This is a genomic window from Burkholderia sp. ZZQ-2, from assembly GCF_050768715.1.
Taxonomy (GTDB): domain Bacteria; phylum Pseudomonadota; class Gammaproteobacteria; order Burkholderiales; family Burkholderiaceae; genus Burkholderia; species Burkholderia cepacia.
Map to the genome: position 1 here is coordinate 50,417 of NZ_LDVA01000260.1, position 26,720 is coordinate 77,136.

27 protein-coding genes are annotated in these 26,720 nt (G+C 64.0%); 17 read left to right on the forward strand and 10 right to left on the reverse strand.

The annotated features are described in order from the left end of the window. The first annotated feature begins 12 nt into the window (after positions 1-12). The 7 genes from ABY44_RS18425 to ABY44_RS18455 all read left to right on the forward strand — a co-directional run bounded on the left by ABY44_RS18425 (position 13) and on the right by ABY44_RS18455 (position 7,773). A complete protein-coding gene (locus ABY44_RS18425; RefSeq protein WP_059497124.1) occupies positions 13-471 on the forward strand; it encodes a DcrB-related protein in 459 nt (152 codons plus the stop codon). Beyond that, a complete protein-coding gene (locus ABY44_RS18430) occupies positions 468-4,784 on the forward strand; it encodes an RHS repeat-associated core domain-containing protein (protein ID WP_230948919.1) in 4,317 nt (1,438 codons plus the stop codon). The genes ABY44_RS18425 and ABY44_RS18430 overlap by 4 nt, the downstream gene beginning before the upstream one ends. Continuing rightward, positions 4,781-5,224 (forward strand): hypothetical protein, encoded by a 444-nt coding sequence (locus ABY44_RS18435; protein ID WP_155637963.1) that lies wholly within the window; start codon positions 4,781-4,783, stop codon positions 5,222-5,224. The genes ABY44_RS18430 and ABY44_RS18435 overlap by 4 nt, the downstream gene beginning before the upstream one ends. A 599-nt stretch (positions 5,225-5,823) precedes the next feature. After that, the gene (locus ABY44_RS18440; protein ID WP_081072857.1) at positions 5,824-5,964 is read left to right on the forward strand and encodes an RHS domain-containing protein; all 141 of its coding nucleotides are present in this window, start codon (positions 5,824-5,826) and stop codon (positions 5,962-5,964) included. Beyond that, positions 5,919-6,059, forward strand: a complete 141-nt coding sequence (locus ABY44_RS18445) for an RHS repeat-associated core domain-containing protein (RefSeq protein ID WP_119336944.1) — start codon at positions 5,919-5,921, stop codon at positions 6,057-6,059. The genes ABY44_RS18440 and ABY44_RS18445 overlap by 46 nt, the downstream gene beginning before the upstream one ends. Positions 6,060-6,394: 335 nt before the next feature. Beyond that, a complete protein-coding gene (locus tag ABY44_RS18450; protein WP_155637962.1) occupies positions 6,395-6,886 on the forward strand; it encodes a hypothetical protein in 492 nt (163 codons plus the stop codon). A gap of 524 nt (positions 6,887-7,410) precedes the next feature. Next, positions 7,411-7,773, forward strand: a complete 363-nt coding sequence (locus ABY44_RS18455) for a hypothetical protein (RefSeq protein ID WP_431641551.1) — start codon at positions 7,411-7,413, stop codon at positions 7,771-7,773. A gap of 186 nt (positions 7,774-7,959) precedes the next feature. Here ABY44_RS18455 and ABY44_RS18460 read toward each other — a convergent pair whose 3' ends face one another. After that, on the reverse strand, positions 7,960-8,583 hold the full coding sequence (locus ABY44_RS18460; protein ID WP_081072856.1) for a hypothetical protein: 624 nt from the start codon (positions 8,581-8,583) through the stop codon (positions 7,960-7,962). Positions 8,584-8,609: 26 nt separating this feature from the next. Here ABY44_RS18460 and ABY44_RS18465 point away from each other — a divergent pair, with 26 nt between their 5' ends. The 6 genes from ABY44_RS18465 (at position 8,610) to ABY44_RS18490 (ending at position 14,377) form a co-directional block, all read left to right on the forward strand. Further along, positions 8,610-8,969, forward strand: a complete 360-nt coding sequence (locus ABY44_RS18465; RefSeq protein ID WP_431641553.1) for a hypothetical protein — start codon at positions 8,610-8,612, stop codon at positions 8,967-8,969. Positions 8,970-9,393: 424 nt separating this feature from the next. Then, positions 9,394-10,512 (forward strand): branched-chain amino acid ABC transporter substrate-binding protein, encoded by a 1,119-nt coding sequence (locus tag ABY44_RS18470; protein WP_027789675.1) that lies wholly within the window; start codon positions 9,394-9,396, stop codon positions 10,510-10,512. A gap of 184 nt (positions 10,513-10,696) precedes the next feature. Continuing rightward, positions 10,697-11,623 carry a high-affinity branched-chain amino acid ABC transporter permease LivH gene (gene livH / locus ABY44_RS18475; RefSeq protein ID WP_027789674.1) on the forward strand — a complete coding sequence of 309 codons (927 nt, stop codon included), beginning with the start codon at positions 10,697-10,699 and terminating at the stop codon, positions 11,621-11,623. A gap of 11 nt (positions 11,624-11,634) precedes the next feature. Further along, positions 11,635-12,906, forward strand: coding sequence for a high-affinity branched-chain amino acid ABC transporter permease LivM (locus ABY44_RS18480; RefSeq protein ID WP_060086185.1), 1,272 nt, complete (start codon positions 11,635-11,637; stop codon positions 12,904-12,906). Further along, positions 12,903-13,676 (forward strand): high-affinity branched-chain amino acid ABC transporter ATP-binding protein LivG, encoded by a 774-nt coding sequence (gene livG, locus ABY44_RS18485; RefSeq protein WP_027789672.1) that lies wholly within the window; start codon positions 12,903-12,905, stop codon positions 13,674-13,676. Before ABY44_RS18480 ends, livG begins: the two co-directional genes overlap by 4 nt. Then, the gene (locus ABY44_RS18490; RefSeq protein ID WP_011694813.1) at positions 13,676-14,377 is read left to right on the forward strand and encodes an ABC transporter ATP-binding protein; all 702 of its coding nucleotides are present in this window, start codon (positions 13,676-13,678) and stop codon (positions 14,375-14,377) included. The genes livG and ABY44_RS18490 overlap by 1 nt, the downstream gene beginning before the upstream one ends. Positions 14,378-14,492: 115 nt before the next feature. On the opposite strand, the gene ABY44_RS18495 is transcribed toward ABY44_RS18490, so the two are convergent. Further along, positions 14,493-15,344, reverse strand: a complete 852-nt coding sequence (locus tag ABY44_RS18495) for a LysR family transcriptional regulator (protein ID WP_060173672.1) — start codon at positions 15,342-15,344, stop codon at positions 14,493-14,495. A 199-nt stretch (positions 15,345-15,543) separates the two neighbouring features. On the opposite strand from ABY44_RS18495, the gene ABY44_RS18500 reads away from it, so the two are divergent. Further along, entirely contained in the window at positions 15,544-16,467 is a 924-nt protein-coding gene (locus ABY44_RS18500) for a DMT family transporter (protein ID WP_060173671.1), read from the forward strand. A gap of 66 nt (positions 16,468-16,533) precedes the next feature. Continuing rightward, positions 16,534-16,884: a VOC family protein gene (locus ABY44_RS18505; protein WP_027789668.1), complete on the forward strand. Its 351-nt coding sequence runs from the start codon at positions 16,534-16,536 to the stop codon at positions 16,882-16,884. A 27-nt stretch (positions 16,885-16,911) separates the two neighbouring features. Here the strand turns inward: ABY44_RS18505 and ABY44_RS18510 are convergent, their stop codons facing one another. The 3 genes from ABY44_RS18510 to ABY44_RS18520 form a co-directional block, all read right to left on the reverse strand. Further along, a complete protein-coding gene (locus ABY44_RS18510; protein WP_021161420.1) occupies positions 16,912-17,319 on the reverse strand; it encodes a DUF2000 domain-containing protein in 408 nt (135 codons plus the stop codon). Positions 17,320-17,363: 44 nt separating this feature from the next. Beyond that, the gene (locus ABY44_RS18515) at positions 17,364-18,221 is read right to left on the reverse strand and encodes an AraC family transcriptional regulator (RefSeq protein ID WP_060173729.1); all 858 of its coding nucleotides are present in this window, start codon (positions 18,219-18,221) and stop codon (positions 17,364-17,366) included. 62 nt (positions 18,222-18,283) lie between these two features. Then, positions 18,284-19,261 (reverse strand): AraC family transcriptional regulator, encoded by a 978-nt coding sequence (locus ABY44_RS18520; RefSeq protein ID WP_060173670.1) that lies wholly within the window; start codon positions 19,259-19,261, stop codon positions 18,284-18,286. A gap of 41 nt (positions 19,262-19,302) precedes the next feature. Here ABY44_RS18520 and ABY44_RS18525 point away from each other — a divergent pair, with 41 nt between their 5' ends. Beyond that, entirely contained in the window at positions 19,303-20,052 is a 750-nt protein-coding gene (locus ABY44_RS18525; protein ID WP_060173669.1) for an SDR family oxidoreductase, read from the forward strand. A gap of 81 nt (positions 20,053-20,133) precedes the next feature. On the opposite strand, the gene ABY44_RS18530 is transcribed toward ABY44_RS18525, so the two are convergent. Next, complete coding sequence (locus tag ABY44_RS18530) at positions 20,134-21,435, reverse strand: aspartate aminotransferase family protein (RefSeq protein ID WP_060173668.1); 1,302 nt, start codon at positions 21,433-21,435, stop codon at positions 20,134-20,136. Positions 21,436-21,513: 78 nt separating this feature from the next. On the opposite strand from ABY44_RS18530, the gene ABY44_RS18535 reads away from it, so the two are divergent. Continuing rightward, on the forward strand, positions 21,514-22,398 hold the full coding sequence (locus ABY44_RS18535) for a LysR family transcriptional regulator (protein WP_080981877.1): 885 nt from the start codon (positions 21,514-21,516) through the stop codon (positions 22,396-22,398). Between the two features lie 25 nt (positions 22,399-22,423). Here the strand turns inward: ABY44_RS18535 and ABY44_RS18540 are convergent, their stop codons facing one another. Genes ABY44_RS18540 through ABY44_RS18555 form a run of 4 tightly spaced genes read right to left on the reverse strand, consistent with a single transcriptional unit; the run spans position 22,424 to position 26,596 of the window. Next, positions 22,424-23,875, reverse strand: a complete 1,452-nt coding sequence (locus tag ABY44_RS18540; RefSeq protein ID WP_060173667.1) for an isochorismate synthase — start codon at positions 23,873-23,875, stop codon at positions 22,424-22,426. Then, positions 23,872-24,177: an isochorismate lyase gene (locus ABY44_RS18545; RefSeq protein WP_060173666.1), complete on the reverse strand. Its 306-nt coding sequence runs from the start codon at positions 24,175-24,177 to the stop codon at positions 23,872-23,874. Before ABY44_RS18545 ends, ABY44_RS18540 begins: the two co-directional genes overlap by 4 nt. After that, positions 24,174-24,947, reverse strand: a complete 774-nt coding sequence (locus ABY44_RS18550; protein ID WP_060173665.1) for a thioesterase II family protein — start codon at positions 24,945-24,947, stop codon at positions 24,174-24,176. Before ABY44_RS18550 ends, ABY44_RS18545 begins: the two co-directional genes overlap by 4 nt. Continuing rightward, a complete protein-coding gene (locus tag ABY44_RS18555) occupies positions 24,944-26,596 on the reverse strand; it encodes a (2,3-dihydroxybenzoyl)adenylate synthase (protein WP_060173664.1) in 1,653 nt (550 codons plus the stop codon). The genes ABY44_RS18550 and ABY44_RS18555 overlap by 4 nt, the downstream gene beginning before the upstream one ends. Between the last annotated feature and the right edge of the window lie 124 nt (positions 26,597-26,720).

Consider the following 26,720-nt stretch of genomic DNA (forward strand, 5'->3'; position numbering starts at 1 on the left):
ACGAAACCAGCCATGCACTACGCAATTCATGAAGGCACCTTCGAACTGCCGGACGCGGCGCTTGATCGCACGGTCAACATCCTGATGATGAACGCCGGCCCCGGCGGCCTCAATCTCGTGATCGCTCGCGGGCGCTTGCGTGACGGGGAGAATCTCGACGCGTTCGTCGCGCGCGAATGGGAAGTGGCGTCGCGCGATGCCAGGATGCTGACCGAGAAAGCACGCCGGCCCGTGACGGTGGCGGGTCGTGCGGGCGTCCAGATCGACTCCACGCACGAACGGGACGGCCGGCTCTGGCATCAGGTGCAGACCATGTTTCCGTCGGACGACGCCGGCCGCGTGCTGGTGATGACGTTGACCAGCGCGGCACCGCTGACCGACGAGCAGCAGGCGATCGCCGACCGCATGCTGGCCAGTTTCCAGCCGCGCGCGGCGCGACCGACCCTGCTCGGGCCGGGTGACGCGTCGTGAGCGCGGAAAACTTCGCGGCCGCTCGCTTCGAAGATCCGATCCAGCACACGTCGTTTCTGGGTGAACTGGTCGGTACGGTCGGATCGGTAGTCGGCGGCGCCATCGTCGGCGCATTGGTGGCGGAGGCGATGGAGGGGCTGATATTCGCCGGCCTCGCCGCGCTCGAGATCGGCACGGCCGGGCTGGCGACGCCGCTCGTCATCGCGATCGGCGTCGGCGTGGCCGTTGGCTCGGGCGCGCTGATGGAAGCGAGCGGGATGAACGAGGCCATCGACGACGGCGCGAAGGCGCTGGCCAATTCGATGGTGCCGCCCGAGATCAAGGGCAAGATCGCGAGCGGATCGGGGAACGTTTACGTCAACAATAAGAAGGCGGCGCGGGCGGCGAAGCCGGGCGATCTCGATACCGTTGCGTGTACCGATCATCCTGGGCCGCAGATGATTGCCGATGGGTCGGGGAGTGTTTACATCAACGATCAACCGGCCGCGCGGGTCGGCGACAAGACCACTTGCGACGGGACGATTGCCGAAGGTTCGGACAACGTTTTCATCGGCGGCGGCACGCAGCGGGTGAGGGACGTGAAGTCGGCAACCCGGCTCGGATGGCTGGGGGCGGCGCTGGGTATTGCGCTCGCGGTTTGCGGGCGCGGGAAGATGAGCTGGGGGCAGTTCCTGAAGAGCAAGGTGCCGTGTCTTGCGGTGAATTTTGCGGCGGGTGCGTTCGGTACCTGGCTGGGTAGCCTGGCGAGGCCGTCGGCAGGGCATCCGGTCAACGTCATTACCGGCAGCAAGGTTCTCGACGGCACGGACGATACAGACTTCGTACTGCCCGGGCCGTTGCCGATCGTGTGGCAGCGTTTCTATAGCAGCCTCGATGATCGTGCCGACAGCCTGTTCGGGGCGGGATGGAGCGTGCCGATCAGCGTCGAACTGCGGCTCGCGCGTGCGCATGGCGAGGTTGAGTCGATCACTTACTGGGACGAGCAGGGGCGCGATATCGTGTTCCCGGCTGTGTCGCCGGGTGAGAGCCACTTCAGCGTGCCGGAAGGCATTTACCTGATCTGCACCGCGGGTGGCCACTATGTGGTCGAGACGGTCGATGGTGTGTATCGCGATTTCGGTCGTGCCCGGAGTGATGCGGGTAACGAAACGCTCAAGCTGTGGCGTCTCGAGGATCGCAACGGTAACTGGATCGAGGTGGAGCAGGAAGCGGCCGGTGAGGTCGTGCGGCCGGCACGACTGCATGACAGCGCTGGGCGTGTATTGGCGTTCACCTACGACAAGTCGCACGCTCGACGCATCGCCGCGATCGAGTTGGCCCGTGGCGTGGATGGTGAGCAACCCGACACGCTGGTGCGTTACGCGTACAACGATGCGGGCGAGCTGGTTGCCGTTACCGATCGCAGCGGCTATATCGCGCGACGTTTCGCGTACGAGCGTGGACTGATGGTTCAGCACACGTTGCGCGGTGGCTTGCAGTGTTTCTATGCGTGGGAGGGTGTTGGGCGCGATGCGCGTGTCGTGCGCCACTGGACCAACGACGGCGAAGCGTACACGTTCAATGCGGACCTCGCCGGGCGCACGGTGACGATTACCGACCAGATCGGCCGCGTGACGCAGTGGACGTGGAACGAGGATCAGCAGCCGACGAGTCATACGGATGCCGAAGGCCATGTGTGGCGGTTGGAGTGGAACGCGAAGCGGCAGTTGGTCAGTACGACTGATCCGGCAGGGAACACGACCCGCTTCGAATATGACGAGCGCGGGCGGCAGACGCAGCGCATAGACGCACTCGGTCAGGTTGAGCGCACCGAGTGGAATGGACACTACGACCTGCCCGTCGCGGAAACCGATCCGGCCAACTCGCGCTGGATCTACCGCTACGACGATCGCGGCAACCTGACGATGACGCGCGATCCGGCGGGCTTTGCGACCGAGTATCACCGGGATGAACGCGGATTGGTACACACGATCCGCGATGCGCGGGGCGGTTACAAGTTCCTCGAATGGAACGGCCGCGCACAGTTGACCTCGTACACGGATTGTTCCGGCAAGGTCACGCGGTTTGCATACGATGCGCGGGGTACGCTTGCGCGCGTGACCGACGCGATGGGCCAGTCCACCGTCTATGAAACGGATGCGATGGGACGTGTCACGGGGATCGGAACGGCTGACGGCGCGCGCCAGATGTTTCGATACGATGCGGCCGGGCGGCTCGTCGAGGTCGTTGATGCGAATCAGCGCAGCACGCGTTATGAACTCAATCCGCGCGGATTGCTGATAGCACGCACGGATGCGGCTGATCGTGTCGTGCGATTCGGGTACGACGATGCGTTCCGGCTCGCGAGTTTGACCAACGAGAATCGTGAGACGTATCGCTTCCAGTATGACCGTCGCGATCTGGTTTCTGCACAGATCGGACTGGATGGTCACAAGCGTACGTATGAATATGACGTGTGCGGCCAAGGCACGAGTGTCCGGGATGGACAGATTGAGACGCGATACGAGCGCGACGCGATCGGTCGACTGACGGCGAAGCAAGCTGCGCATGAGCGGTGTGAATATCTGTACGACAAGGCGAGCCGAATCACATCCGCCGAGTTGTACACGCTGGCTGCTCGCGGCCCGTCGCTGAAGAATCGGGTCAGCTTGAAATACGACGCTCGCGGTGAGGTCGTCGAGGAATACACGCCGACCGGCTGGCTCGCGCATACCTACGATGAACTCGGCAATCGCGTCAGCACCACGATCTCCGGCGAGCGCACGATCGACTGGCTGCATTACGGGTCGGGACATGTGCACCAGATTCGCGTTGACGGTGCTGCGGTCGCCGACATGGAACGCGATGATCTGCATCGCGAGGTGCTGAGAACGCAGGGCAAGCTGACCAGTCATTTCGGATATGACGCGGTAGGCCGTCGCGCGCGGCACGCTGCGCAGCGTGGTCATGCGGCCGATGATCTGCTTGCGAAGCAGTGGCAATACGATGCAGCGGGCGATGTGATCCAGAAGCGCGATCAGCGTTATGGCACGACGAACTATCGGTATGACCCGACTGGTCGTATTGAGCAGGCGGCGGGGCCGGGATTGCCGTCGGAGGTGTTTCGCTGGGATGCGGCGGCCAACCTGGTGTCGAGCGATCACCCGGGTGGCTACGTCGAGCACAACCGGCTCAAGATGTTCGAGGACAAGCGCTTCGAGTATGACGTTTATGGTCGGCTGGTTCGCAAGGTGAGTGGTCATGGGCCTGCTAAAGAGCTGGTTCTTGAATACGACGACTGGAACCAGCTCAAGACCGTCGTGACGAAGGACCGGCTTGGCATCGCGACGACACATTTCGAATACGATGCGTTTGGTCGACGGATCCGCAAGCTCAATGGCAGCTATGCGAGTACGGATTTCCTGTGGGACGGCATGCGGCTCGTGCAGGAGACGTATCACGACCGCCAGGGCGAGGAAGCGCTGACGTATTTGTATGAGGCTAATAGCTATGTGCCGCTTGCGCGGATCGATCAGGGGAGGGCTGCGGCTAACGATGCCGATTCGAGGGATGCGGTCTATTATTTCCACAACGATGTTTCGGGGCTGCCGGAGGAGTTAACCGACGCAGGTGGAGATCTGGTCTGGCAGGCCCGCTACAAGGTTTGGGGCAACGCGGTGCAGGAGGAGTGGGTTGCGAGGGAGCCGCAGCGCCTCATACCGGCATGGGGGGCGATGCAGGAAGCGACGCCGACGCCAGTTCATGTACCAAGGCCACAGAACCTGCGTTTCCAGGGGGAGTATCTGGACCGGGAGACAGGGCTGCACTACAACCTGTTTCGGTATTACGATCCCGATATTGGACGGTTCATTAGTCCAGACCCGATTGGATTGGTCGGCGGGACCAATCTCTATCAATACGCACCGAATCCCATCTCGTGGATCGATCCTTGGGGATTGTCATGTGGACCCACAAAGGCCGCGCGTCCGCAGAAAGTCGTCAACGATTTGAAAGATTTCAGAAGCCGTAATTTCCGTTTTGGCTCCGAGACTTTCAAGTTGGAGAAGAGCGGAATGAAACACATACTGGAGCGTCATCATCCAGAGTATTGGGATGGATCGGTTAAGGCTAAGCAAAGTTTCTTCGATTCGAAGATGTCTATTGATGATGTCAGTGATGCTATTGGTAGTGTCATGAAGCAAAATAGCGGCTTGCTAGAAGCGAAGGGTGCTCAGGGCATGTATCAGATAAAGGGTACATATGACGGTGCCGATTATGTGCTCGGTTTGAATAACGGAAGGGTTGGTCAATTCTATAAAGAGTATATGGAATGATAGTTGCAAATACTTATCTCAAAATCAAGAAGAAATTTGTGAATTTTTACGATTTCAATGGAAAAATCCCAGATCCTGACTACATTGAGGGTGCTATTGAGCTTTCTATAAATGGGGTTGAGATTATTAATAAGGAAATGTGGGATTATGTAGATCAATTGTGGGCGTATTTGGCGGAGGGCGTAATATGCGTTGCTAGGGGGGAGGGGTTTAAAACTTACTTTCCGGATCAACCTGTCGAGATAAGTTTCGGTATTCAGGGAAGTAAAGTGGTTGTTGCTGTGACCGTTCATGAAACTGTGAAGGTGGTTGTGGAGCGATCAGAGTTTGTCTCTGAAATGAGGCGGCTTGCAGTTGAGTTTTTTGAGGGTATGAAGGGTAAGGGTGATAGGTATAAAGATAATTCTGATCTTTATTTGAATAAATTGCGTTTGATATAAATTGATGGATTGTGAGTGTGATCTACTGTTCCCAGTTGCCTCGGTGGGTCACAATTGAAGGCGTCACGATTATCATGCGAAGGATGCGGCGAGAGGAAAACGCAGAGCGATGACTATTGTAAGTGCTCAATGTGAGTGAGATTGTGCAAGTTTATAATTATCTCATTGAGTTGATTGGGTGCATTCCATCGCTTCCGGGAAAGAGGTGATTTATGCAGATATTGATTCGTGGAGAGGCACTCCAGAAGAGGTAGGATTTTTCTACGTCGCGTGAGATTTCCTTAAAGATCCGGAGGATGATGAAATTTATCTGGGCGGAGAAGGTGTGGAGATGCCGAAGTCCGTTGGAAATTACAATCTGAGATTCTGGATTTTGGTAAATCAATTGGAGTGCCTTTTAAAGGGTAAGGTTGATTGGAATGGGGTGTAAAGTGGTTTGTCGATTAAATTAAATGTTGTCGAGAAGATTATGAATTTATGGTTTGATTGTTGGGTGTGAAATAATTTTCGCCATTCTTAACGATTTTCTAACTCGAATGTTATATGATGATTGCGCCCATTGACTGGGGCGTGGCGGCTGCGAACTAAGTTGATGCAAGATGCATTGTCTACTATTTCCGTTACGGCGCTTGGGGTTGCCGGAAGAATTGACTGACCCTGACGGGGAACTGATCTGGAAGACGCGCTATAAAATATGGGGCAACGCAGTAAAGGAAGAGTGGGTCGCACGGGCACCGTAAATGTGGCTCCCGTTTTCCGGTTTTACGACCCGGACATCGGGCGATTCATCGATCCGGACCCTATCGGGCTCGCCGGTGGGTACAACTTTTATTAACATGCGTCCCAATCCGTTCTCGTGGATTGACCCGTGGAGACGGTCGGGAATGCCGCTCGATGCTCCTGGGTACCCGCGTACGGTCTTTAAGAGCCTGGCCGAATAAGCATTACTTATGCTGGTCAATCAATCGATGGGCGCCTCTCTGAGCATGTGGGTATCCTTGAATTGTATTACTGCCCCTCGCTGAGCGAAATTCTGTTCAGGAGATCGTTGATCTAGTCGAGGGTGGCTGGAAATCGGTGATCGCGTCACGATTTGAGAATTTTGCATGTTCACGGCGTTCGCCGCTGGTTCGTCATGGTGAAAGATAACGGTTGAGGGAATCTGTTCGAATGAGAAAGGTGAAAATGGAGGAGGTGCTAAATCTCCTGGAGGGTGGGAGGAAGTCGAATCCAGAGAGGGGGGATCTATTTGTTATGCATATAAAGGGAGTCGGATTCATACCTGGCCTCGTTGTGAAGGATGATTTCAAGTATGGTGTGGAACGGCTTTGTATAATCTATCTCTACAATGAAATTTCGGATTCTAAAAAATCGCAATTTATACTGAATAAGGATAATATGATCGCACCTCCCGCGCTTGTCTCGGCAATGGATTGGCGGGAAAAGGGGGGCTTTGAGAACGTAAGGCGCCTTGATGATTCAGATATGGATATTTTCCAGAATCACTGCTTTTATGATAGGCTGAGGAGGCGCTATGTTGATGAGAATAATGAAGTGTGTGAGAGATTCGAGCCGTGTGGAATTCGTTCAATTTCAAATATCGGATCGGAGGCTATCGGTATTTACCGGAAATTAAATCAAGATGTTGAAGTTGTCGAATAATTGCGCTTTCCGATGATGCGAACATCGACTCGACATTAGCATGGCGCGTACAGGCGTGGTGCATACAATGGGTTGGTGAGTGGAAGTTTCAGTGGGATCGGGTGAACGCTAATTGAATCACTCAACAGGATTCGAGTGCGATTCATGGTTTTTAAGGGGGCTCTTGCAACCTGGATACTTGAATACAATAGACAATGCTGCCTGCCGTCACTGCCGTTGAAAGAAGGATGGTGTTTTGACCACCAAGATGCCGACGTTGCAGATATTCATGACTGATGTCGATGAAGTGGTGTTCTCGGGTCTGTTGAAGGCACATATACCAAGTATCAAGTTTATCGACTCATTTCTTTGGAGTTCCCCGGTTCCGGCTGCTCATGACAGCATGGCGGAATGTCATGGACACCCATTCTCAAATGCCGTGATCCTTGACGGAGCGATTTGCACTGTCTAGCGGTACACACGAGAGTTTGTTGCTCCTCACCCGGGAGGCGGTAGTTAAATGGGGGGGAAATGTCGGACCTGGAATGATTCAGGTTCTTCGATCAAGAGAAGCTGGTTATGCCCCTCAATCTCTACGTGACGGAAGGTTGACGGCATCCTATGATCCTAACGCTGAGCCAGTCATGGATGCTTTTGTTAAAGCAGTCTGGAAAATATTCAAGAAATTTTCACAGAAAACATACTTGGTCAACCCCGAGACTGGAGTTGTAAGCGAAGAACCGGAAACCCGCTTTTTTGCCGGGCCAGATGCTGCAGCGCAGTTCGACGGCTCAAGCGGGAACTATCTAACGAACAGTGCATTTGTGTATTTTGTAGCCGAATCCGTCAAATGTGGGGTTCCCCGAAAAGGATGGAACCCAGGCCGGAAAAGTTCTTTCCGTACATGAAGATTGGTGGAATGTGGCTGGTCACCGATGCGTGTTTCGTACCGGGCCGCAAGGCACAGTTCCTGATCGACCCCGGCAGCCTGATCATCACGCAGTTATAAAAGGCAACGCCGCAGGATGCGGCCGCGCTGCGCGAACTCGCGCAGCGCGCTGGGCAGGGCTGCGGCTACCACCCGCTCCGACGCATCACCAGGCAATATTGCAAGACGACCGCGACGTCCCCGCCCCGCCGGTAGCCGTGCAATGCGTCCCCGCTCCATTGTCATAGAACGTCCGCGTCTCCGGCTGCGGCACGGACGGATCGAACGGATTCGGCGCACCATGCGGCCCGCGCGGCGCGTCGTACGGCCGCTGCGCCGCATACGATCCGCCACTCCCCGCCGGCCGTGAGCTATTCGCCCGCAGGTATTCATTCCAGTTCTGTTCACGCTGCTCGTATCCAGGCACCGCGCGACCAAAACTATCGCTGCCACCCGCCCCGAGCGCGACCCGATTCGCGGGCAATACCAAATCGGGTTCGTGTTCCGACGAAGGCGGCGGTGCCACAAGCGCATCGCCCGTTACACGCAACGGACGCGTATCCGGCGTATCGAACGGACTGCGCTCCACGGGTGCGGCGTACTGCGAGCGGCGGCGGTTCATGCGTGCCGTATGTCCATCATCGCGAATGGCAGCGCGCCGCTCGGAACGAAAGACATTGGCACCGGCCGACCGATCGGTCAGCGTATCGCGGCCGGACGCATGGGCGGTAGAAACAGAAAGCGCGCACGCGATCGCGGCGGCGGAGGAAAGGCGAAACGGATGATTCATGAGCGATCCCAATCAGGTGATGTGCAATGAAAAAGACGGCAGATCACTGGCTGGCGGCTGGGCGACGGGCGGGCGTTGAAGTGGCCCTGAAGCGACTGCGAGGCGCGGTGGACGCGTCTCGCAGGAAGGCTGGCTGGATTGCAGAGGCGAATTCGTATTATTTCACATCATTAACAATTACCTTTCCAATTAACGAAAACCGTCGGCAAATAGAAGGCTTGAGCGTCTCCACCCAACGCACTGCAATGGTGCTCACCAAACCAATCATCAGTCGATTGAAGAACGACGATGCGACCCTTTACGGCCCCACCACACCCTACGAAAAATCGCCTATCACCCGATCCCAATCCCGACAAGGCACAGCGCCGAAAAACCTCCGCCAATAGCAACCAGATTGCACTCCCAGCCCCCGCCCCAGCGCCCCGAGGTTGCGCCGTCATTGCTACCGACTGTCACAACCTCTCTACGTGTTTTCCCTCGGTAGACCGGCATTTTTGACAGACGATTTAAAAACGCCCATATAATTTCGACTGCCTTGCCAACGGCTGTCGGACCACCCCTCCGATCAAGCGGTTTGGCAAGCGGGGCAGGCGAAACGCTTGCGCAATGCAAGACGCATCACGATGTCTTTCCGAACCAGACGTCCCCTTCGGGGACTGCAAGAGCCGGGCCCCGCTACGCAACATTCCGCTGGAGTTCCGTCTTCTATGTGTCTCGGGCGTGTCCCATGTCCTCGCCCCGGGTGCTGTTCGATTGCGCAAGTCATGCCGCCTTTGCCCGTATGACTAAACAACATCGAGGAGCTCCCAGATGACGCTGTCCCGTCTTACGTCCATTTCCGTCGCCGCCGTGCTGTTCGCCGCCGGCGCGGCCACCGCGCAAGCGGAAACCGTGAAGATCGCCATCGCTGGTCCGATGAGCGGCTCGGTCGCCCAATACGGCGACATGGTGAAGGCCGGCGCGCTGACCGCGATCGAGCAGGTCAACGCAGCAGGCGGTGCGGGCGGCAACAAGTTCGAAGTGGTGATGATGGACGACGCATGCGAACCGAAGCAGGCCGTCGCTGTCGCCAACAAGATCGTCAGCCAGAAGATCAAGTACGTGATCGGTCACGTGTGCTCGGGGTCGACGATCCCGGCCTCCGACATCTACGAGAACGAAGGCATCGTGATGGTCACGCCGTCGGCCACCGCACCGCAGCTGACGGAAGGCAAGAAGCGTCACTTCATCTTCCGCACGATCGGCCGTGACGACCAGCAAGGTCCGGCCGCCGCGCACTTCATCATCAACAACGTGAAGCCGAAGAAGGTCGCGGTGCTGCACGACAAGCAGTCGTACGGCCAGGGCATCGCGTCGTCGGTGAAGAAGGACCTCGAGGCCGCGAAGATCCCGGTCGTACTGTTCGAAGGCATCAACGCCGGCGATTCGGACTACTCGGCGATCATCACGAAGCTGAAGTCGCAAGGCGTCGATTTCGTCTACTTCGGCGGCTACCACCCGGAAATGGGCCTGTTGCTGCGCCAGGCGCGCGAGCAGGGCGTGAAGGCCACGTTCATGGGGCCTGAAGGCGTGGGCAACAAGGACGTGACGGCAATCGCCGGCCCGGCCTCGGAAGGCATGCTCGTCACGCTGCCGGCCGACTTCTCGGCCGATCCGGCCAACGCAGCGCTCGTGAAGGCGTTCGCGGACAAGAAGCGCGATCCGAACGGCCCGTTCCAGATGCCGTCGTACGCCGCGGTGAAGATCATCGCCGACGCGATCGCCGGCGCGAAGACGACCGACCCGACCAAGGTCGCCGCGTACATGCACAAGACGACGTTCGACACGCCGATCGGCAAGGTCGCGTATGACGCGCAGGGCGACCTGAAGGCGTTCAAGTTCGTCGTGTACACGTGGCACAAGGACGCGACGAAGACCGCCGCCAAGTAATACGGAGTACCCGCCCACGCATCCGCCCTGTCCGAAACCCGGACGGGGCGGGTGTGCATTCGCGCCGCGCGTGTCCCCAGTGCGCGGCCGGCAGGCGGCCCGAGACGACACCGTGCGTTGCGCGCGGCCGAATGCCGTGATCCGGCGCGGTACGCGACACAGCGCCAACGGGAGCTTCCCGCACATGACTGACTTCTTTCCGCAATTCGCCCAGCAGCTGGTCAACGGCCTGACGCTGGGTGCGATCTATGCGTTGATCGCCATCGGCTATTCGATGGTCTACGGCATCATCGGCATGATCAACTTCGCCCACGGCGAGATCTACATGATCGGCGCGTATGTGGGCCTCGTCACCCTCACGGCCATCGGCATCTCCGCCGGTTATCCGCTGCCGCTCGTGCTCGGCGCCGCACTGATCGTGTCGGTGATCGTCACCGGGCTGTACGGTTTCGCGGTCGAGCGCGTCGCGTATCGGCCGCTGCGCGGCGGCCCGCGCCTCGTGCCGCTGATCTCCGCGATCGGCATGTCGATCTTCCTGCAGAACTACGTGCAGATCGGCCAGGGCGCGCGCGACGTGTCGGTACCGGTGCTGATCTCCGGTGCATTCGACATCCATCTCGGCGGCGACTTCGACGTGACGATCCCGTATGCGCGCCTGCTGATCGTCTGCGTGACGGTCGTGCTGATGATCGCGCTCACGCTGTTCATCTCGCATTCGCGGATGGGCCGGGCGTGCCGCGCATGCGCCGAGGACATGAAGATGGCGAACCTGCTCGGCATCGACACGAACCGCGTGATCTCGTTCACGTTCGTGCTCGGCGCGATGCTGGCGGCCGTCGGCGGCGTGCTGATCGGGCTGACGATCGGCAAGCTGAACCCGTATATCGGCTTCGTCGCGGGTATCAAGGCGTTCACGGCCGCGGTGCTCGGCGGGATCGGCAGCATCCCGGGCGCGATGCTCGGCGGTGTGCTGCTGGGCCTCGCTGAAACCTTCGCCGCAGGCTACATGCCGGCCGAGTACAAGGACGTCGTTGCGTTCGGCCTGCTCGTGCTGATCCTGCTCTTCCGCCCGACCGGCCTGCTCGGCAAGTCGGACATCGAAAAGGTTTGAGGGAGACGCAGATGAGTACAGTCATTTCCGTTCGCCGCCCGGCCGCCGACGCTTCGATCGGCCAGGCGCTGAAAAATGCCGTGGCCGCCGCGTTCCTGACGGCGATCCTCACGATTCCGGTGCTCGGGCTGCAACTGAAGCTCGACGGCTATCAGGTGGTGCTCACGCCGCACTGGCGGCCGGTGTGGATCGCGGTCGCGGCCGTGTTCCTGTTCCAGCTGTTCAAGCCGTGGCTCGTGCGCGCGAAATCGGCGGTGAAGCTGCCGGCGATGCCCGCGATGGGCGCGCGGCAGCAGCGCGCGGTCGTATGGGTGCTGCTCGCGGTCGGGCTCGTGTGGCCGTTCTTCGGCTCGCGCGGCGCGGTGGACGTCGCGACGCTCGCGCTGATCTACGTGATCCTCGGCCTCGGGCTGAACATCGTGGTCGGTTTCGCGGGGCTGCTGGATCTCGGCTACGTCGGGTTCTACGCGGTCGGCGGCTACACGTACGCGATGCTGAACCAGTACTTCGGGCTGTCGTTCTGGGAGTGCCTGCCGCTCGCCGCGATCGCGGCCGCGACGTTCGGCTTCCTGCTCGGCTTCCCGGTGCTGCGGCTGCGCGGCGACTATCTCGCGATCGTCACGCTCGGCTTCGGCGAAATCATCCGCCTGCTCGCGAACAACCTGACGAGCCTCACGGGCGGCCCGGACGGCATCTCGGGCATCCCGAAGCCGACCGTGTTCGGCTACGAGATGACGCGCAGCGCGAGCGTCGAAGGCGCGAAGACGTTCCACGAACTGATCGGGCTGGAATACAGCGGCGACCACGTGGTGATCTTCCTGTACCTGCTCGCGCTCGTGCTGGTCGGCTTCACGCTGTTCGTCACGAGTCGCCTGATCCGCATGCCGATGGGCCGTGCGTGGGAAGCGCTGCGCGACGACGAGATCGCGTGCCGTTCGCTGGGCCTGAACCCGACGCGCATCAAGCTGTCGGCGTTCACGCTCGGCGCGGCGTTCGCGGGCATCGGCGGCGCGTTCTTCGCGGCGCGCCAGGGCCTCGTGAATCCTGAATCGTTCACCTTCATCGAATCGGCGCTGATCCTCGCGATCGTCGTGCTCGGCGGGATGGGTTCGCAGCTCGGCGTGATTCTCGCGGCGATCCTGCTGACCGTGCTGCCGGAAGTCGCGCGCGGCTTCGCCGAGTACCGGATGCTGATCTTCGGTCTGGTGATGGTGTTGATGATGATGTGGCGTCCGCAGGGCCTGCTGCCCGCGAGCCGTCCCCACGTGGAGCTGCCGCAATGAGCGCACATGCAGAACTGTTGAAGGTCGCCGGGCTGCAGATGCGCTTCGGCGGGTTGCTCGCGGTGGACGGGATCGATTTCGACGTGCGCCGCGATGAAGTGTTCGCGATCATCGGGCCGAACGGCGCGGGCAAGACCACGGTGTTCAACTGCGTCGGCGGCTTCTACAAGCCGACCGGCGGCGATGTCGTGCTCGACGGCCATGCAATCGCGGGGCTGCCGAGCCACAAGATCGCGTTGAAGGGCCTCGTGCGGACGTTCCAGAACATCCGCCTGTTCAAGTCGCTGACCGTCGTCGAGAACCTGCTCGTCGCGCAGCACCGCAAGGTGAAGGCGGGGTTGCTGCCGGGCCTGTTCTCGACGCCCGCGTATCGCCGTGCCGAGAAGGAAGCGCTCGAGCGCGCGGCGGTGTGGCTCGACCGGATGGGGCTGACGTCGGTCGCCAACCGGCCGGCCGGCACGCTGTCGTACGGGCACCAGCGGCGCCTGGAGATTGCGCGCTGCATGATCACCGAGCCGCGCCTGCTGATGCTCGACGAGCCGGCGGCCGGCCTCAACCCGCAGGAGAAGGTCGAACTGCAGCACCTGATCGACAAGCTGCGCCGCGAGTTCGGCGTGTCGGTGCTGCTGATCGAACACGACATGAGCCTCGTGATGGGTGTGTCCGACCGCATCCTCGTGATGGAGCACGGCCGGCCGATCGTGATCGGCACGCCGGAAGCGGTCCGCAACGACCCGCGCGTGATCAAGGCGTATCTGGGGGAAGAGTGATGCTGAAGCTGGAACAGGTCCATACGCACTACGGCGCGGTCGAGGCGCTCGCGGGCGTGTCGATCGAGGTGAACAAGGGCGAGATCGTCACGCTGATCGGCAGCAACGGTGCCGGCAAGACGACGCTGATGATGACCGTGTGCGGCACGCCGCGCGCATCGTCGGGCCGCGTGCTGTTCGAGGGCAACGACATTACCGCGATGTCGACGCACCAAATCATGCGGCAGGGGATGGCGATCTCGCCGGAAGGGCGGCGCGTGTTCCCGAGCCTGACGGTGCTCGAGAACCTGAAGATGGGCGGCTTCTTCGCGAGCCGTCACGAGATCGACGACGGCATCGAGCACGTGTTCAAGCTGTTTCCGCGCCTGAAGGAGCGCGCGACGCAGCGGGCCGGCACGATGTCGGGCGGCGAGCAGCAGATGCTGGCGATCGGTCGTGCGCTGATGAGCAAGCCGCGCCTGCTGCTGCTCGACGAGCCGACGCTCGGCCTCGCGCCGCTCGTGATCGCGCAGATCTTCGACATCATCCGGACGATCCGCGACGAAGGCGTCACGGTGTTCCTCGTCGAGCAGAACGCGAACAAGGCGCTCGGCGTGGCCGATCGCGGCTACGTGCTCGAAACGGGGCGCGTGGTGCTCGCGGATACGGGCGCGAACCTGCTCGCGAACGACCGGATCAAGCAGGCGTATCTCGGCGGTTGACGCCGGAAAGCCGCCGGCCTGCAACGGGCCGGCGGTCTACGCCTGGCGACGACGCGAAACACCGCTATCGGCAGCGGTTCGGCCTCGACCTCGACCTGCCGATGACTTTTCTACCCTAGCCGATCCTGAACGTACTTTTCAGCACGTCGCGCAAATGCAGCGCGGCGCGATTGCCGTCGTCCGTCAGGATCGTGATCAGGTGCGGCGGAAGATCGGGCAGTGCGATCCCCGCGACGTTGCTCGTCAGGTTGCCGGACACGCGCTCGTGCTCGATGATGCCGACCGCGAGGCCATTCGCGATGCACGCTTCGACCGCAGGCGAACTCGCGCTCTCGAGCAGCAACCGGTGCGCGATCTTCGCCTTCTTCAGCGCGCTCAGCGCGGTGTCGCGGTACGGGCAGCCCTGCAATTGCACGGCGATCGGCAGCGGCGCGTCGGGATTGAACTTGAAGGTCCGCGCGGCCACCCACACCGGATGTGTCTTGCCGAGCAGCTCGCCGTGCGGCGGCGCTTTCGGTACGACGGCGATCGTGATGTCAAGCTGGCCGCGGGAGAACAGCGAGAGCAGCTCGTCGCTGGAACGCGCTTCGACCGTCAGTTCGAGCAACGGCCGATCGGCCGCGAAGCGGGGCAGGAATTCCGCCATGAAGTGCGCGGCGTACGAATCGGGAATGCCGAGCCGCAACTTGCCGGTCAGCATCTGCGGCGACAGCGATTCGACGAGCCGGTCGTGGCTCAGCAGAAACTCCGTGGTGTCGCTCAGCAGCTTGTGGCCGAACTGCGTGAGTTCGACCGCCTGGTTGTTTCGCGTGAACAGGCGCTGCGCGACCATTTCCTCGAGCTTCTGGATCTGCGCGGTGACCGACGACGGGCTGCGATTCACCTGGGCGGCCGCATCCTTGAAGCGGCCCAGCTTCGCGACGGCGTGGAAGGTACGCAGCAGGTCGACGTCCAGGGTACGGGGCATGATTTTGAAATTCCGAATCAGTGATTCAGGTAATGTCGATTGACGGAATTATTGGGCCTGCCTATTCTCGGGTCAACCGACAGGCCAACCGGCAGACAACGGCAGGCAGCCGGTCGGGCGTTGCGCGTATCCGGGGAATGATTCACGTCGATCAAGAACCCGCGCCTGTCCCCGGCAACCTTCCGAGAGCCGTCGCCCCATGCAGCTATTCCTGCTTCAGCTCGTTTTCGTGTTGTCGTGGAGTTCCGGCTTCATCGGCGCCAAGCTCGGCGCGGAGACGGCCGGCGCGTTCAACCTGCTGTTCTGGCGGTTCCTGCTCGTCACGCTGTGCCTGGCGATCGTTCTCAACCGGCAGCTCGGGCGCCTGACGTGGGAGAAGCTCCGCTACCACGCGGTGATCGGCTTCCTGTCGCAGTTTCTCTATCTGGCCTGCGTATACGTCGCGATCCAGCACGGCCTGCCGCCCGGCATCGCCGCGATCGTCGCCGCGTTGCAGCCGCTCATCACGGCCGCGATGACGGCGCTGGAGGGCAGCGAGCGCAGCGGGGCGCGCCAGTGGGCCGGCCTCGTCGTCGGGTTCGTCGGCGTGGGCATCGTGATCGGCGGGCAATATGCGCTGCCGGCCGGATCGGTCGGGCTCGTCATGTACCTGCTGCCGCTGGTGTCCGCGTCGGGGCTGTCGATCGCGACGATCTACCAGCGGCGCCGCGCGCTGACGGTCGCGCGCAGCAACGGGGACGGGTTGTGCCTGCCGCTGTTCGTGCAAGGCTGCGTGAGCCTGGTGCTGTTCGCGGCGAGCGGGATCGTCACGGGCGATCTGCACGTGCCGACCCAGCCGGACGTGTGGGTGTCCGTCGTGTGGCTGACGGTTTTCTCGACCTTCGTGGCCTACCTGTCGTTGTGGGCGCTGCTCAAGCGCATGCCCGCGACGCGCGTGGCGACCCTCGTCTATCTCGAACCGCCGGTGACGCTGACCTGGGCCGCGTGGATGTTCGGCGACAGCATCGCGATGTCGACCTATCTCGGCATCGTCGTCGTCGCGATCGGTGTGTGGCTGGCCGGCAAGCCAGGCGAGCGGGCCACCCGGGCCCGGCGTGCCGGGATGGAAGCGGCCGGGCGCTGATGCGCTGGTTGTGCACGCGATTCCGGTGTAGCGTCGCGGTACTGTCACGACCTGTGAAGGAATCCGATGAAGGTCAAACGGATCGTCGCCAATATCGACACACGATCAATCGACGACGCAAAGCGCTTCTACCAGCGGATCTTCGGCCTCGACCTGCTGATGGACCACGGCTGGATCGCAACCTATGGCAATGCCGAGCAGATGGACGTGCAGATCAGCTTCGCATCGCAGGGTGGGGCGGGTACGCCGACGCCCGATCTGTCGATCGAGGTCGACGACGTCGACGAAGCGCTCGCACGCGTGCATGCCGCCGGGATTCCCGTCGAATACGGCCCGGCTGACGAGCCTTGGGGCGTGCGGCGGTTTTACGTGCGCGATCCGTTCGGCAAGCTCGTCAACGTGCTCGCGCATCGTTGATAGGGGATGCGGGGGCGGCCGGGGTGTTCACGTATGCAGCGCCAGCCCCTTCACGGCCTTGTCGACTGCTTTCTTCGGCCCGCGCAACGCCAGCCCGACGAGGTCGGGATGCTCCGCATCGCCGGCACGAAAGACTTCGCGGTTGGCCGCGTCGTGTCCGGTCGAAAACATCGCGTGCACGTAGGGCACGATCGTGAGTTCGCGCGACAGCGCCTGCCGGTGCGCGGCCTGCAGGCCGTTCAAATCGGCCGCGAACACCAGCATTGGCTGGCCCAGCATGCGGCCGTAGCGGCGTCCCGCCGCATCCTCGTAAGGCTCGCCGAGTGCTTCGGGCGCTTCAGCCGCGACGCCCGTCGCGAGAAACGCGACGACATTGAGTTTCTGCCACGCCGCGAGATCGTCGCGCACGATCAGCGCCACCTTGGTATCGAACATGATTGCTCCTCGTTGAAGCGCACATGATCGGATGCCGCGTGGGATCAGTCTGGAACGTTTGTGCACATTTGCCGGTACGCGGCCGGCGTGATCCGGTATGCGCGGCGGAACCAGCGGCCGAGGTGGCTCTGGTCGGCGAAGCCGACGTCGGCCGCGACCTGCGCGGGTGTGCGGCCGGCGGCCAGCAGGCGGCGCGCGGCGCGTAGCCGCAAGCGCACCAGGTACGCGTGCGGCGACGTGCCGTACGCGCGCTGGAACAGCCGTGTCAGCCGGAACCGGTCGATTCCGGTGAGATCGACGAGTGCGTCGAGGCCGATATCGTCGCTCATGCGCGCATGCAGCAGATCGCGCGCGCGGGCAATCGCGGGCGCGACGGCATTGCCGCCGGTCGCGAGCGGGGCGCGCAATTCGCCGCCCAGCCGCGTCAGCAGGCGGTCGAGCGCCTGGTCGCGTGCGAGCTTGCCCTCGTTGCCGTGGAGCGCGACGAACGCCTGCCGGATCGTGTCGACGAGGCCGCGATCGTCGACCAGCGTGTGGCCGAACGCGGCTTCGACGCCGCCGAGGCCCGGCAGATCCAGCCGGCGTGCCGCTCGCTCGACCCATGCCTGCGGGAGGTACAGCATTCCATACGTGAAGCCGCCCGCTTCGGGCGCGTGGCCATCGTGCAGCGCGCCCGGCTCGATCAGGATCGCACGGCCCGGCACGCTCGTATGCACCGACCGGTGGCACTGGAATTGCTGCACGCCCTGTTCGGTGAAGCCGACCAGCATGTCGTCGTGATCGTGCGCATCGTATGCATGGCCGCTGAAATGCGCATGCAGGCTTTCGATGCCGGTGTCTGCATCGCGCCGAGCGACGAGCCAGTGGTCGCGCGTGTCGCTGCCGTTCGTCGCCGTGTCCATCTCCATCGCTCGTTTCGTGCCGCGTCGTGACGTGTCCTGCAGTGTACGCCGATGCCGCCCGCTCACGCGTCGTTCGCCGCCGCCTGTTCGTCCCGCGCGTATTGCGCCGGCGGCCGCCCGACGTGGCGCGTGAACGCGACCGTGAACGTGCTCGCCGAACTGTAGCCGACGCGCCCCGCGATCTCGGCGATGCGGCCTTCATTGCGCCGGAGCAGGTTCTTCGCGAGCGCCATGCGCCACGTGAGCAGGTATTCCATCGGCGCGACGCCGACCGCGCGGTTGAAGCGTTCGAAGAAAGTCGAGCGCGACAGTGCCGCTTCCTTCGCGAGTTCGACGACCGTCCACGGATGCGCGGGGCGTGCGTGCATCCCGCGGAGCGCGGCCGCGAGCCGGTTGTCGGCCAGCCCGCGCATGAGGCCGGGCGACGCGTTCGTGTCGGTCGTGAACCGCAGCGCCTCGATCAGCAGCACCTCCAGCAGCCGCGCCAGCACGATTTCGCGCGCGGGCCGCTGTGCGCGCGATTCGTCGCGCACCAGTTGCACGAGCGTGGTCAACCGCGGTTCGCCGCGCACGTGCACGAATTGCGGCAGCAGCGACACCAGCAGTGCCGCGTCGGGTGAACCGAAGCTGCAGTTGCCGGCCATCATCCGCGTGTCGACCGGGTTGCCCGGATCGCCGATCCGGTATTCGCCGTTGTCGAGCGCGACCGGCGGCGCGGTTTCGACGCCCGGCGGCGGCGGTTCGAGGCTCGACATCGCGACGCCGTAGGCGGCCGGAATCAGCACGAAATCGCCGGGCAGCAGTTCGATCGGCGCGTGCCCGTCGATCGCGATCCGGCACCCGCCATCGAGGATCGCGCAATAGAACGGCTCGCCGGCGACCGTGCGGCTGATCGACCACGGGCTCGCACCGTGAACGGACTTGGAGTACCGCGCGCCCGGTTGCAGCAGCGTCACGACTTCGGTCAGTGGGTCGATCATTACCGGACGCTCGCAAAAGAAAATCGGATTTCCGATTGTAGCGAATACGGATCCGGCCATCTATCGTACGGACACATGCCCAACACACCTCAGGAGTTCGCATGAAGACCGTACTGATCACCGGCTGTTCCTCCGGCTTCGGCCTCGAGATCGCCCGCCATTTCCTCGCACGCGACTGGCAGGTCGTCGCGACGATGCGCACGCCGGACGCGGCCGTGCTGCCGCCTTCGGCGCACCTGCGCGTGCTGGCGCTCGACGTGACGAACGCGGACAGCATCCGTGCCGCGATCGACGCGGCGGGCCCGATCGACGTGCTCGTCAACAACGCGGGTTTCGGCGCGGCCGCGCCGGCCGAGCTCATGCCGTTCGATACGGTGCGTGCGCTGTTCGAGACCAACACGCTCGGCACGATCGCAGTCACGCAGGCCGTGCTGCCGCAGTTTCGCGAGCGCGGGGCCGGGGTGGTCGTGAACGTCACGTCGAGCGTCACGCTGAAGGTGTTGCCGCTGGTCGGCGCGTATCGCGCGAGCAAGGCGGCAGTCAATGCGTACACCGAATCGATGGCGGTCGAACTCGAACCGTTCGGCGTGCGCGCGCATCTGGTGCTGCCGGGCCGGGCGCCGGACACGCGTTTCGGCGACAACGCGCGTGCGCACATGCATGGCTTCGAACACGACGCGTATGCGGAGTTTGTCGGGAAGGCCGTCGCTCGGATGCTCGATGCATCGGGGCCGATCACCCATGCGCAGGACGTCGCCGAAGCCGTGTGGCGCGCGGCGACCGATCCGTCGAGCCCGATGCGCATTCCGGCCGGCGCGGATGCCGAAGCGTGGGCGGCCGAGGCGCGTTGATCGATCGGAAATTTGTCGCGCCGGTCGGTCGAGCCGGCGCGACGGATTGCGTGGTGCGGGGAAGGGCGTTACCGCGCGCCGTCACAACGCCCGTCCGATCGCCTGCCCCAGCAGCGCCAGGCCGAGGTCGATCTCTTCCTCGCTGACGGTCAGCGGCGGCGCGATCCGGAACACGCCGCCCATGCCGGGCAACTGCACGATGTTCATGCTGAGCCCGAGGTTCATGCATTCGCGCGTGATTTTCGCGCCGAGCCCGTCCGCCGGTTCCTTCGTCCGGCGATCCTTGACGATCTCGACACCGAGCAGCAGCCCGCGTCCGCGCACGTCGCCGATGCAGTCGAAACGCTCCATCAGGTCGAGCAGGCCGCGCCGCAGCCGCTCGCCCATCACGTTCGCCCGAGCGACGAGCCCGTCGCGCTGAACGACGTCCAGCACGCGCAGGCCGACGGCCGCCGGCAGCGGGTCCGACACGTGCGTCGTGTAGAACAGGTAGCCGAGTTCGTGCGCGCGTTCCTCGATCGCCGCGGACGTCACCATGGCCGCGAGCGGCAGCCCGGCGCCGAGCGTCTTCGACAACGTCAGGATGTCGGGCGTCACGCCGTCGCGCTGGCACGCGAACATCGTGCCGGTGCGCCCGACGCCCGTCTGCGCTTCGTCGAGGATCAGCAGCATCCCGCGTTCCTCGCACTTGCGCTTGAGCGCCGCCATATAGCCTTCCGGCAGCTCGATGATCCCGCCCGAACTGAGGATCGGCTCCGCGATGAACGCGGCGAGGTTGCCGCTCGACTGACGGTCGATCAGGTCGAACGCGTAGTCGAGTTCGGCGAGATAGTCGTACGTGCCGTTGCGCTCGAAGCGCGGCCGGTAGGTGAACGGTGCGGGAATCGCGAACGAGCCGACGGCGGCCGGGCCGACGCCCTTGCGGCCGGCGCTGTACGTGGCCGATGCGGCGGCGCCCGTCATCCCGTGCCACGACTGCGCGAAGCCGACGATCTCGTACTTGCCGGTGACGAGCTTCGCCATCCGGATCGCCGCTTCGTTCGATTCCGCGCCGGTGCTGAGCAGCAGCGCGCGATCGAGCCCGTCGGGCGTGATGTCGGCGAGGCGCGTCGCGAGGTCGACGACCGGCCGCGACAGCATCCCGCTGAACAGATGGTCGAGCTTGCCCGCGTATTCGCCGATCACGGAGACGATCTCCGGATGGCTGTGGCCGAGCACTGCGCTCATCTGGCCCGACGTGAAATCGAGGATCGCGCGGCCGTCGGCGTCGTAGACGAAGCTGCCTTTCGCGCGCTCGATGATCATCGGCTCGAACGTGCCGCCATAGCGGACCAGGTGCTGCCTGGCGTTGCGCCAGAAGGTCGGGTCGTCGTTCAGGGACATCGGGCATCTCCGGGTAAAAGGGCAGGGGGCGCTTGCAGTCTAGGCGTGCGTCTGGTTTGATGGAAACGAATAGTTCTTATGCAAGGTAGAAAAGGAGCTAATACCTTGGGGCTTTCGCTTGAAATCGACCTGCTGCGCTCGTTCGTCGTGATCGCGGAGGTGCGTGCGCTCAGCCGCGCGGCCGCGCGTGTCGGCCGCACCCAGTCCGCGCTCAGCCAGCAGATGAAGCGGCTCGAGGAGGCCGTCGACCAGCCGCTGTTCCAGCGCACCGGGCGCGGCGTGGTGCTGACCCATCCGGGCGAGCGGCTGCTCGTGCATGCGCAGCGCATCCTGCGGTTGCACGACGAGGCGATGGCCGACCTGTGCGGCACGGGGTTGTCGGGGACGATCCGCTTCGGGTGCCCGGACGATTACGCGGAGGTGTGGCTGCCGTCGCTGCTGCGGCAGTTTTCGAGCCAGCATCCGCAGGCGATCGTCGAGGTCGTGTGCGGGCCGACGCCGCGGCTCGTCGAACAGCTGGAGAAACGTGCGGTCGACCTGGCGATGATTTCATTGCCGGACGACGGCGCGAACGACGACATCATTCGCCGGGAGCAACTGGTCTGGATCGGCTATCCGGGGCTGGAACCCGGGCATTTCGATCCGCTGCCGCTCGCGTTGTCCGATCGCGACACGCTTGACCACATCGCGGCCTGCGAGGCGCTGGAGCGCGCCGGCCGTCATTACCGCGTCGCCTACGCGAGCAGCAGTCTCGCGGGGCTGATCGCGCTGGTGCGTTCGGGGCAGGCGTTCGCGGTGATGACGCAGACGGCGGTACCGGCCGACCTGGCGATCGTCACCGGCGATCCGCGCCTGCCGCCGTTGCCTGCCGTGGGCATTACGCTGAGGTTCGATCGCAAGCGGCCGTCGCACCTGACGGCGGCGTTCGCCGAGCATATCCGGCTCACGCTGCCGCTGTTGTGATGCGCGCGGCCGCTGCGCCGCGGCGTCACTCGACCGTCGACGAAGCCGACACCCGTGCCGGGTCATGCGCATCCGGTGCCGCCTCCACCCCCGCCTCCACATCACGCACGCGGATCGCCGCCTGCATGCCCGACAGCTTGAGTTCGGTCTCCTGATATTCGTTGACCGGCTCGGAATCGGCGACGATGCCGCAGCCCGCGAACAGCCGGCAGGCCCCGCCGTCGACCAGCGCGGAGCGCAGCGCGACGATGAAGTCGCCGTTGCCGTGCGCGTCGATCCAGCCGACGGGCGCCGCATACCAGCCGCGATCGAATCCTTCATGCGCGCGGATGTGGTCGAGCGCCGCGTCGCGCGGATGGCCGGCCACCGCCGGCGTCGGGTGCAGCGCCGCGATGACCTGCAAGAGCGTCGCGTCCGCGTTCAGCGTCGCGCGGATCGGCGTGCTCAGGTGCTGCAGCCTCGGCAGCCGGTGCAGCGACGGTTCCGGGGGCACGTCGAGCGCGTGCGACAGCGGCGTGAGCGCGGCGCGGATCGCGTCGACGACGAGCGCGTGTTCGAGCCGCTCCTTGGCGGAAGCCATCAGGGCCGCGCCGAGTGCGCGATCGTCGTCGGGCGTGGCGCCGCGCCGGATCGTCCCGGCCAGCGCATGCGTGCGCACGTCGCCGGCCGCGACACGCGCGAGCCGTTCCGGCGTGGCGCCGACGAAGCAGGCGCCTTCACGGCGGACCGCGAACAGGTGCGCGTGCGCGTCGCGCTTGCGCAACCGGCGCAGCAGCGGCGCGATGGCAACGGGCCGCGCGTATTGTTCGAGCACGTCGCGCGCGAGCACGACCTTGCCGAACGCGCCGCCGTGGATCGCGTCCACCGCGCGCCGGACTTCGTGCTGCCATTCGCTCGCCTGCAGCGCCTGCGTGTGCAGCAGATGCGGTGCAGCGTCGTCGCGGGCGGCCGCGAGCGTGCCGAGCGACTCGATGCGCGCGAGACACGCATGCGCGAGCGCGGCAGGATCGTCGTGCGCGGCGACGACGTGCTGGCAGACGGCCCAATGCGCGTCGCCTTCGCGCACGATCAGCAGCGTCGCCACCGTCATGCTGGCGTCGGGAAACGGCGCCCAGTGCGCGCTGCGCGCGCCGCGCGGATCGAACCGGAAGCCGCCGACGGCGCGCGGCGGCTGCGGGCCGGCCGTCACGGCATCGCGAACGAGCGTGCGCCAGCGCGCATCGATCTGCGCGAAGCGCGTGTCGCCGGCGGCGGTCAGTTCGAGCGTGCTGTCCCAGCCGAACAGCGTGACGGATGCATCGCCGGCTTCGTGGAAGAACCACGGCGTGGCCCCGTCGTCCCACGCGGCGATCAGGTCGAAGAAGTCGAGCGGCCGCACCGGCACCGACACCGACGCGAGCGTCGGCGTGCCGGTGTCGGCGGCGCGGCGGGCCGCACGGGCGAACGTGTCGTGCAGCAGCGGGAGGCCGGCGTTCATGCGAGCCCCCGTTGCCGGCGCCAGTGCTGCGTTTGCTGCGCGATGTACCACGCGATCAGGCTGGAGAACAGCGTCTCGACGTAGTCGCCGTCGAGGCCCGCCTGTTCGGCCCAGCGGCGCCGGTCGGGCAGCATCGCGGCCACCCGTTCCGGCGCGGCGATGCTCGCTTCGTCGGGCTTGAAGCGCGATGCGGCCTTCACGTATTGCATGCGCCGGCCGAGCGCGTCGATGATGTCGGCGTCCAGGCGATCGATGGCTTCGCGAATGTCGGGCAGCCCCGTGCAGGCGTCCGGTGTTTTCATGTGTACTCCTTTCCGTAACGAAGGGATTGGTCGATCCGTTCGACCAGATGCGCGATCAGCGCCGGGTACTGGTGCCGCAGGTAGAAGTGGTCGCCGCTGAACGTCTCGATGCGGATCGGGCGCGACGCGACGTCCTGCCACGCGCGCGCTTCGTCGTCGTCGAGCTCGGAATCGGCAAGCGGCAGCATCACGCCGAGCGGCGTGTCGAGCCGCGGCGGCCGGTCGCGGCGATACGTCTCGATCGCACGGTAGTCGTGGCGGATCATCGGCAGGTAGATCGCGCGCATCTCCGGATCGGCGAGCAGCGCGGCGTGCTCGCCGGACAGCCGCGCGACATCGGCCACGAGCGCGTCGTCGGATTGCTGGTGCAGATCGGACAGGCGCTGACGATGCGGCGGCGGCAACGCGGATACGGCCAGGTAAAGCGGTGCCGCGCCGCGCGCCTCGAGCCGCACCGCCACCTCGTACGCGAGCGCCGCGCCGAGGCTGTGCCCGAACAGCACGAGCGGCGCGTGCGCATAGCGTTGCAGCGCGTCGGCGGCGGGGCCGGCGAGGGCGTCGATCGTCGTCAGGCACGGTTCGCCGAAGCGTTCCTCGCGGCCCGGATACTGCAGCGCGAGCAGGTCGACGTCCCATGGCAGCGCGCGGCTCCAGTTGCGAAAGAAATTCGCGGTGCCGCCTGCATGCGGGAAACACACGAGCTGCGCGCGCGGGCACGGCGACAGGCGCAGCTCGCGGATCCAGTTCGAACCGGTCGGTCGCGCGCTCATGCGGCCGCCGCCTGCAACTGGCGGCGCAGCAGGTCGCGCAGCGATTTCTTGCTGGTCTTGCCGATGCCGGTTTCCGGGAAGCGCGGCATGAACTCGATGCGATCGGGAATCTTGAAGGCGGCGAGCCCGCAGTCGCGCAGGTAGCGTTTCAGCACCAGTCTGGACGGCGCGGGTGCGCGTGCGACGACGAATGCGCACGTGCGCTCGCCGAGCAGCGGGTCGGGCATCGCGACCACCGCCGCGTCATGCACTTGCGGGTGCGCGAGCAGCAGGTTCTCCACTTCCTCGGCGGAGACCTTCTCGCCGCCGCGATTGATCTGGTCCTTGTCGCGGCCTTCGACGACGAGGTCGCCGTCGGCGGTGCGCCGCACGCGGTCGCCGCTGCGATAGAAGCCGTCGGCCGTGAACGCGGTTGCATTGTGCTCGGCGAGCCGATAGTAGCCGCGTATCGTGTACGGGCCGCGTACCTGTAGTTCGCCGATCTCGCCGGGTGCGACCGGTTCGCCGGCGTCGTCGACGATACGCACTTCGTCGCCGTCCGACACGGGTCGGCCCTGCGTATGCGCGATCCGTTCGGGCGAATCGTCGAGCCGCGTGCAGCAGATGAGCCCTTCGGCCATCCCGAACACCTGTTGCAGCCGGCAGCCGAGCACGGGCGTCACGCGCGCGGCCGCGTGGTCCATCAACCGCGCGCCGCCGACCTGCAGCACGCGCAGGCTCGACAGGTCGGCCCGGCGTTGCGGCTGTTCGTCGAGCCACAGCAGCGCGAGCGGCGGCACGAGCGCGGTATGCGTGACGCATTCCTGCGCGATCAGCGCGAAGCTCTGTTCGGGCTCGGGCCGCTCGGTCGCGACCACGCGGCCGCCCGCGAGCAGCGCACCGATCGTGCCGGGGCAGCACAGCGTGAAGTTGTGCGCCATCGGCAGCGCGGCGAGGTAGACGGTACCGGCGTCGAATCCGCTCGCGACGCTGCACGCACGCACGTTGTACAGGTATTCGCGGTGGCGGCGCGGGATCAGCTTCGGCGTGCCGGTCGTGCCGCCCGACAGCTGGAAGCATGCGATGTCGTCGGCGCGTGCCGCGCATTCGCGCAGCGGCGGCGCGTCGTACAGCCCGTCGAATGGTGTGAACGCGTGATCGTCGCCGTCCATCACGACGTACTCGAGCGTCGGGCAGTCGGCCTGCAACGCGGCCGCGAGCGGCCGGCAGTCGAACTCGCCGAGTTGTGCCGCGCACAGATACGCGCGCGCGCCGGCGAAGCGGCAGAACGCGCCGATCTCGTAGTGCCGGTGGGCAGGCAGCGCGAGCACCGGCCGCACCCCGAGCTGGAACAGCGCGAAGCAGGTTTCGATGAAGCGTGCGCCGTTCGGCAGATGGACGACGACCGCGTCGCCGCGCGCCAGGCCCAGACGCGCGAGGCCGCCCGCAAGCTGGCGGATGCGCGCCAGCAGGTCGCGATAGCCGAGCCGGCAGGTGCCGTCAACGACCGCGAGCGCGTCGGGCGCGCGCTGCGCTTGCGCGTCGAGCGCCTCGAAGAACGTCGTGTCCTGCCAGTAGCCGGCGTCGCGATAGCGGTGCGCGAAGTCGTCGGGCCAGTCGGGCGCGTCGGCCGGAATGGCCGGCGCCTCGGAGGGAAGGGAAGAGTGCATGCGCTGACCTTGGGTTCCGGCAAGTTGTCAAAAAATGTAAATGAGAGGTATTATCATTTGTAACAAGTGCCGCGATAACGTCGTTTCTTTCGATATCGCGGCAATTTCATTCGATCGGGCGCCT

What these genes read in the sequence shown, in the direction of transcription:
- ABY44_RS18425 (WP_059497124.1), top strand. Translation starts at nt 13, where the DNA reads ATGCACTACGCAATTCATGAAGGCACCTTCGAACTGCCGGACGCGGCG.
- ABY44_RS18435 (WP_155637963.1), top strand. Translation starts at nt 4,781, where the DNA reads ATGATAGTTGCAAATACTTATCTCAAAATCAAGAAGAAATTTGTGAAT.
- ABY44_RS18440 (WP_081072857.1), top strand. Translation starts at nt 5,824, where the DNA reads ATGCATTGTCTACTATTTCCGTTACGGCGCTTGGGGTTGCCGGAAGAA.
- ABY44_RS18445 (WP_119336944.1), top strand. Translation starts at nt 5,919, where the DNA reads ATGGGGCAACGCAGTAAAGGAAGAGTGGGTCGCACGGGCACCGTAAAT.
- ABY44_RS18450 (WP_155637962.1), top strand. Translation starts at nt 6,395, where the DNA reads ATGAGAAAGGTGAAAATGGAGGAGGTGCTAAATCTCCTGGAGGGTGGG.
- ABY44_RS18455 (WP_431641551.1), top strand. Translation starts at nt 7,411, where the DNA reads ATGATTCAGGTTCTTCGATCAAGAGAAGCTGGTTATGCCCCTCAATCT.
- ABY44_RS18460 (WP_081072856.1), bottom strand. Translation starts at nt 8,583, where the DNA reads ATGAATCATCCGTTTCGCCTTTCCTCCGCCGCCGCGATCGCGTGCGCG.
- ABY44_RS18465 (WP_431641553.1), top strand. Translation starts at nt 8,610, where the DNA reads ATGAAAAAGACGGCAGATCACTGGCTGGCGGCTGGGCGACGGGCGGGC.
- ABY44_RS18470 (WP_027789675.1), top strand. Translation starts at nt 9,394, where the DNA reads ATGACGCTGTCCCGTCTTACGTCCATTTCCGTCGCCGCCGTGCTGTTC.
- livH (WP_027789674.1), top strand. Translation starts at nt 10,697, where the DNA reads ATGACTGACTTCTTTCCGCAATTCGCCCAGCAGCTGGTCAACGGCCTG.
- ABY44_RS18480 (WP_060086185.1), top strand. Translation starts at nt 11,635, where the DNA reads ATGAGTACAGTCATTTCCGTTCGCCGCCCGGCCGCCGACGCTTCGATC.
- livG (WP_027789672.1), top strand. Translation starts at nt 12,903, where the DNA reads ATGAGCGCACATGCAGAACTGTTGAAGGTCGCCGGGCTGCAGATGCGC.
- ABY44_RS18490 (WP_011694813.1), top strand. Translation starts at nt 13,676, where the DNA reads ATGCTGAAGCTGGAACAGGTCCATACGCACTACGGCGCGGTCGAGGCG.
- ABY44_RS18495 (WP_060173672.1), bottom strand. Translation starts at nt 15,344, where the DNA reads ATGCCCCGTACCCTGGACGTCGACCTGCTGCGTACCTTCCACGCCGTC.
- ABY44_RS18500 (WP_060173671.1), top strand. Translation starts at nt 15,544, where the DNA reads ATGCAGCTATTCCTGCTTCAGCTCGTTTTCGTGTTGTCGTGGAGTTCC.
- ABY44_RS18505 (WP_027789668.1), top strand. Translation starts at nt 16,534, where the DNA reads ATGAAGGTCAAACGGATCGTCGCCAATATCGACACACGATCAATCGAC.
- ABY44_RS18510 (WP_021161420.1), bottom strand. Translation starts at nt 17,319, where the DNA reads ATGTTCGATACCAAGGTGGCGCTGATCGTGCGCGACGATCTCGCGGCG.
- ABY44_RS18515 (WP_060173729.1), bottom strand. Translation starts at nt 18,221, where the DNA reads ATGGACACGGCGACGAACGGCAGCGACACGCGCGACCACTGGCTCGTC.
- ABY44_RS18520 (WP_060173670.1), bottom strand. Translation starts at nt 19,261, where the DNA reads ATGGCCGGATCCGTATTCGCTACAATCGGAAATCCGATTTTCTTTTGC.
- ABY44_RS18525 (WP_060173669.1), top strand. Translation starts at nt 19,303, where the DNA reads ATGAAGACCGTACTGATCACCGGCTGTTCCTCCGGCTTCGGCCTCGAG.
- ABY44_RS18530 (WP_060173668.1), bottom strand. Translation starts at nt 21,435, where the DNA reads ATGTCCCTGAACGACGACCCGACCTTCTGGCGCAACGCCAGGCAGCAC.
- ABY44_RS18535 (WP_080981877.1), top strand. Translation starts at nt 21,514, where the DNA reads ATGCAAGGTAGAAAAGGAGCTAATACCTTGGGGCTTTCGCTTGAAATC.
- ABY44_RS18540 (WP_060173667.1), bottom strand. Translation starts at nt 23,875, where the DNA reads ATGAACGCCGGCCTCCCGCTGCTGCACGACACGTTCGCCCGTGCGGCC.
- ABY44_RS18545 (WP_060173666.1), bottom strand. Translation starts at nt 24,177, where the DNA reads ATGAAAACACCGGACGCCTGCACGGGGCTGCCCGACATTCGCGAAGCC.
- ABY44_RS18550 (WP_060173665.1), bottom strand. Translation starts at nt 24,947, where the DNA reads ATGAGCGCGCGACCGACCGGTTCGAACTGGATCCGCGAGCTGCGCCTG.
- ABY44_RS18555 (WP_060173664.1), bottom strand. Translation starts at nt 26,596, where the DNA reads ATGCACTCTTCCCTTCCCTCCGAGGCGCCGGCCATTCCGGCCGACGCG.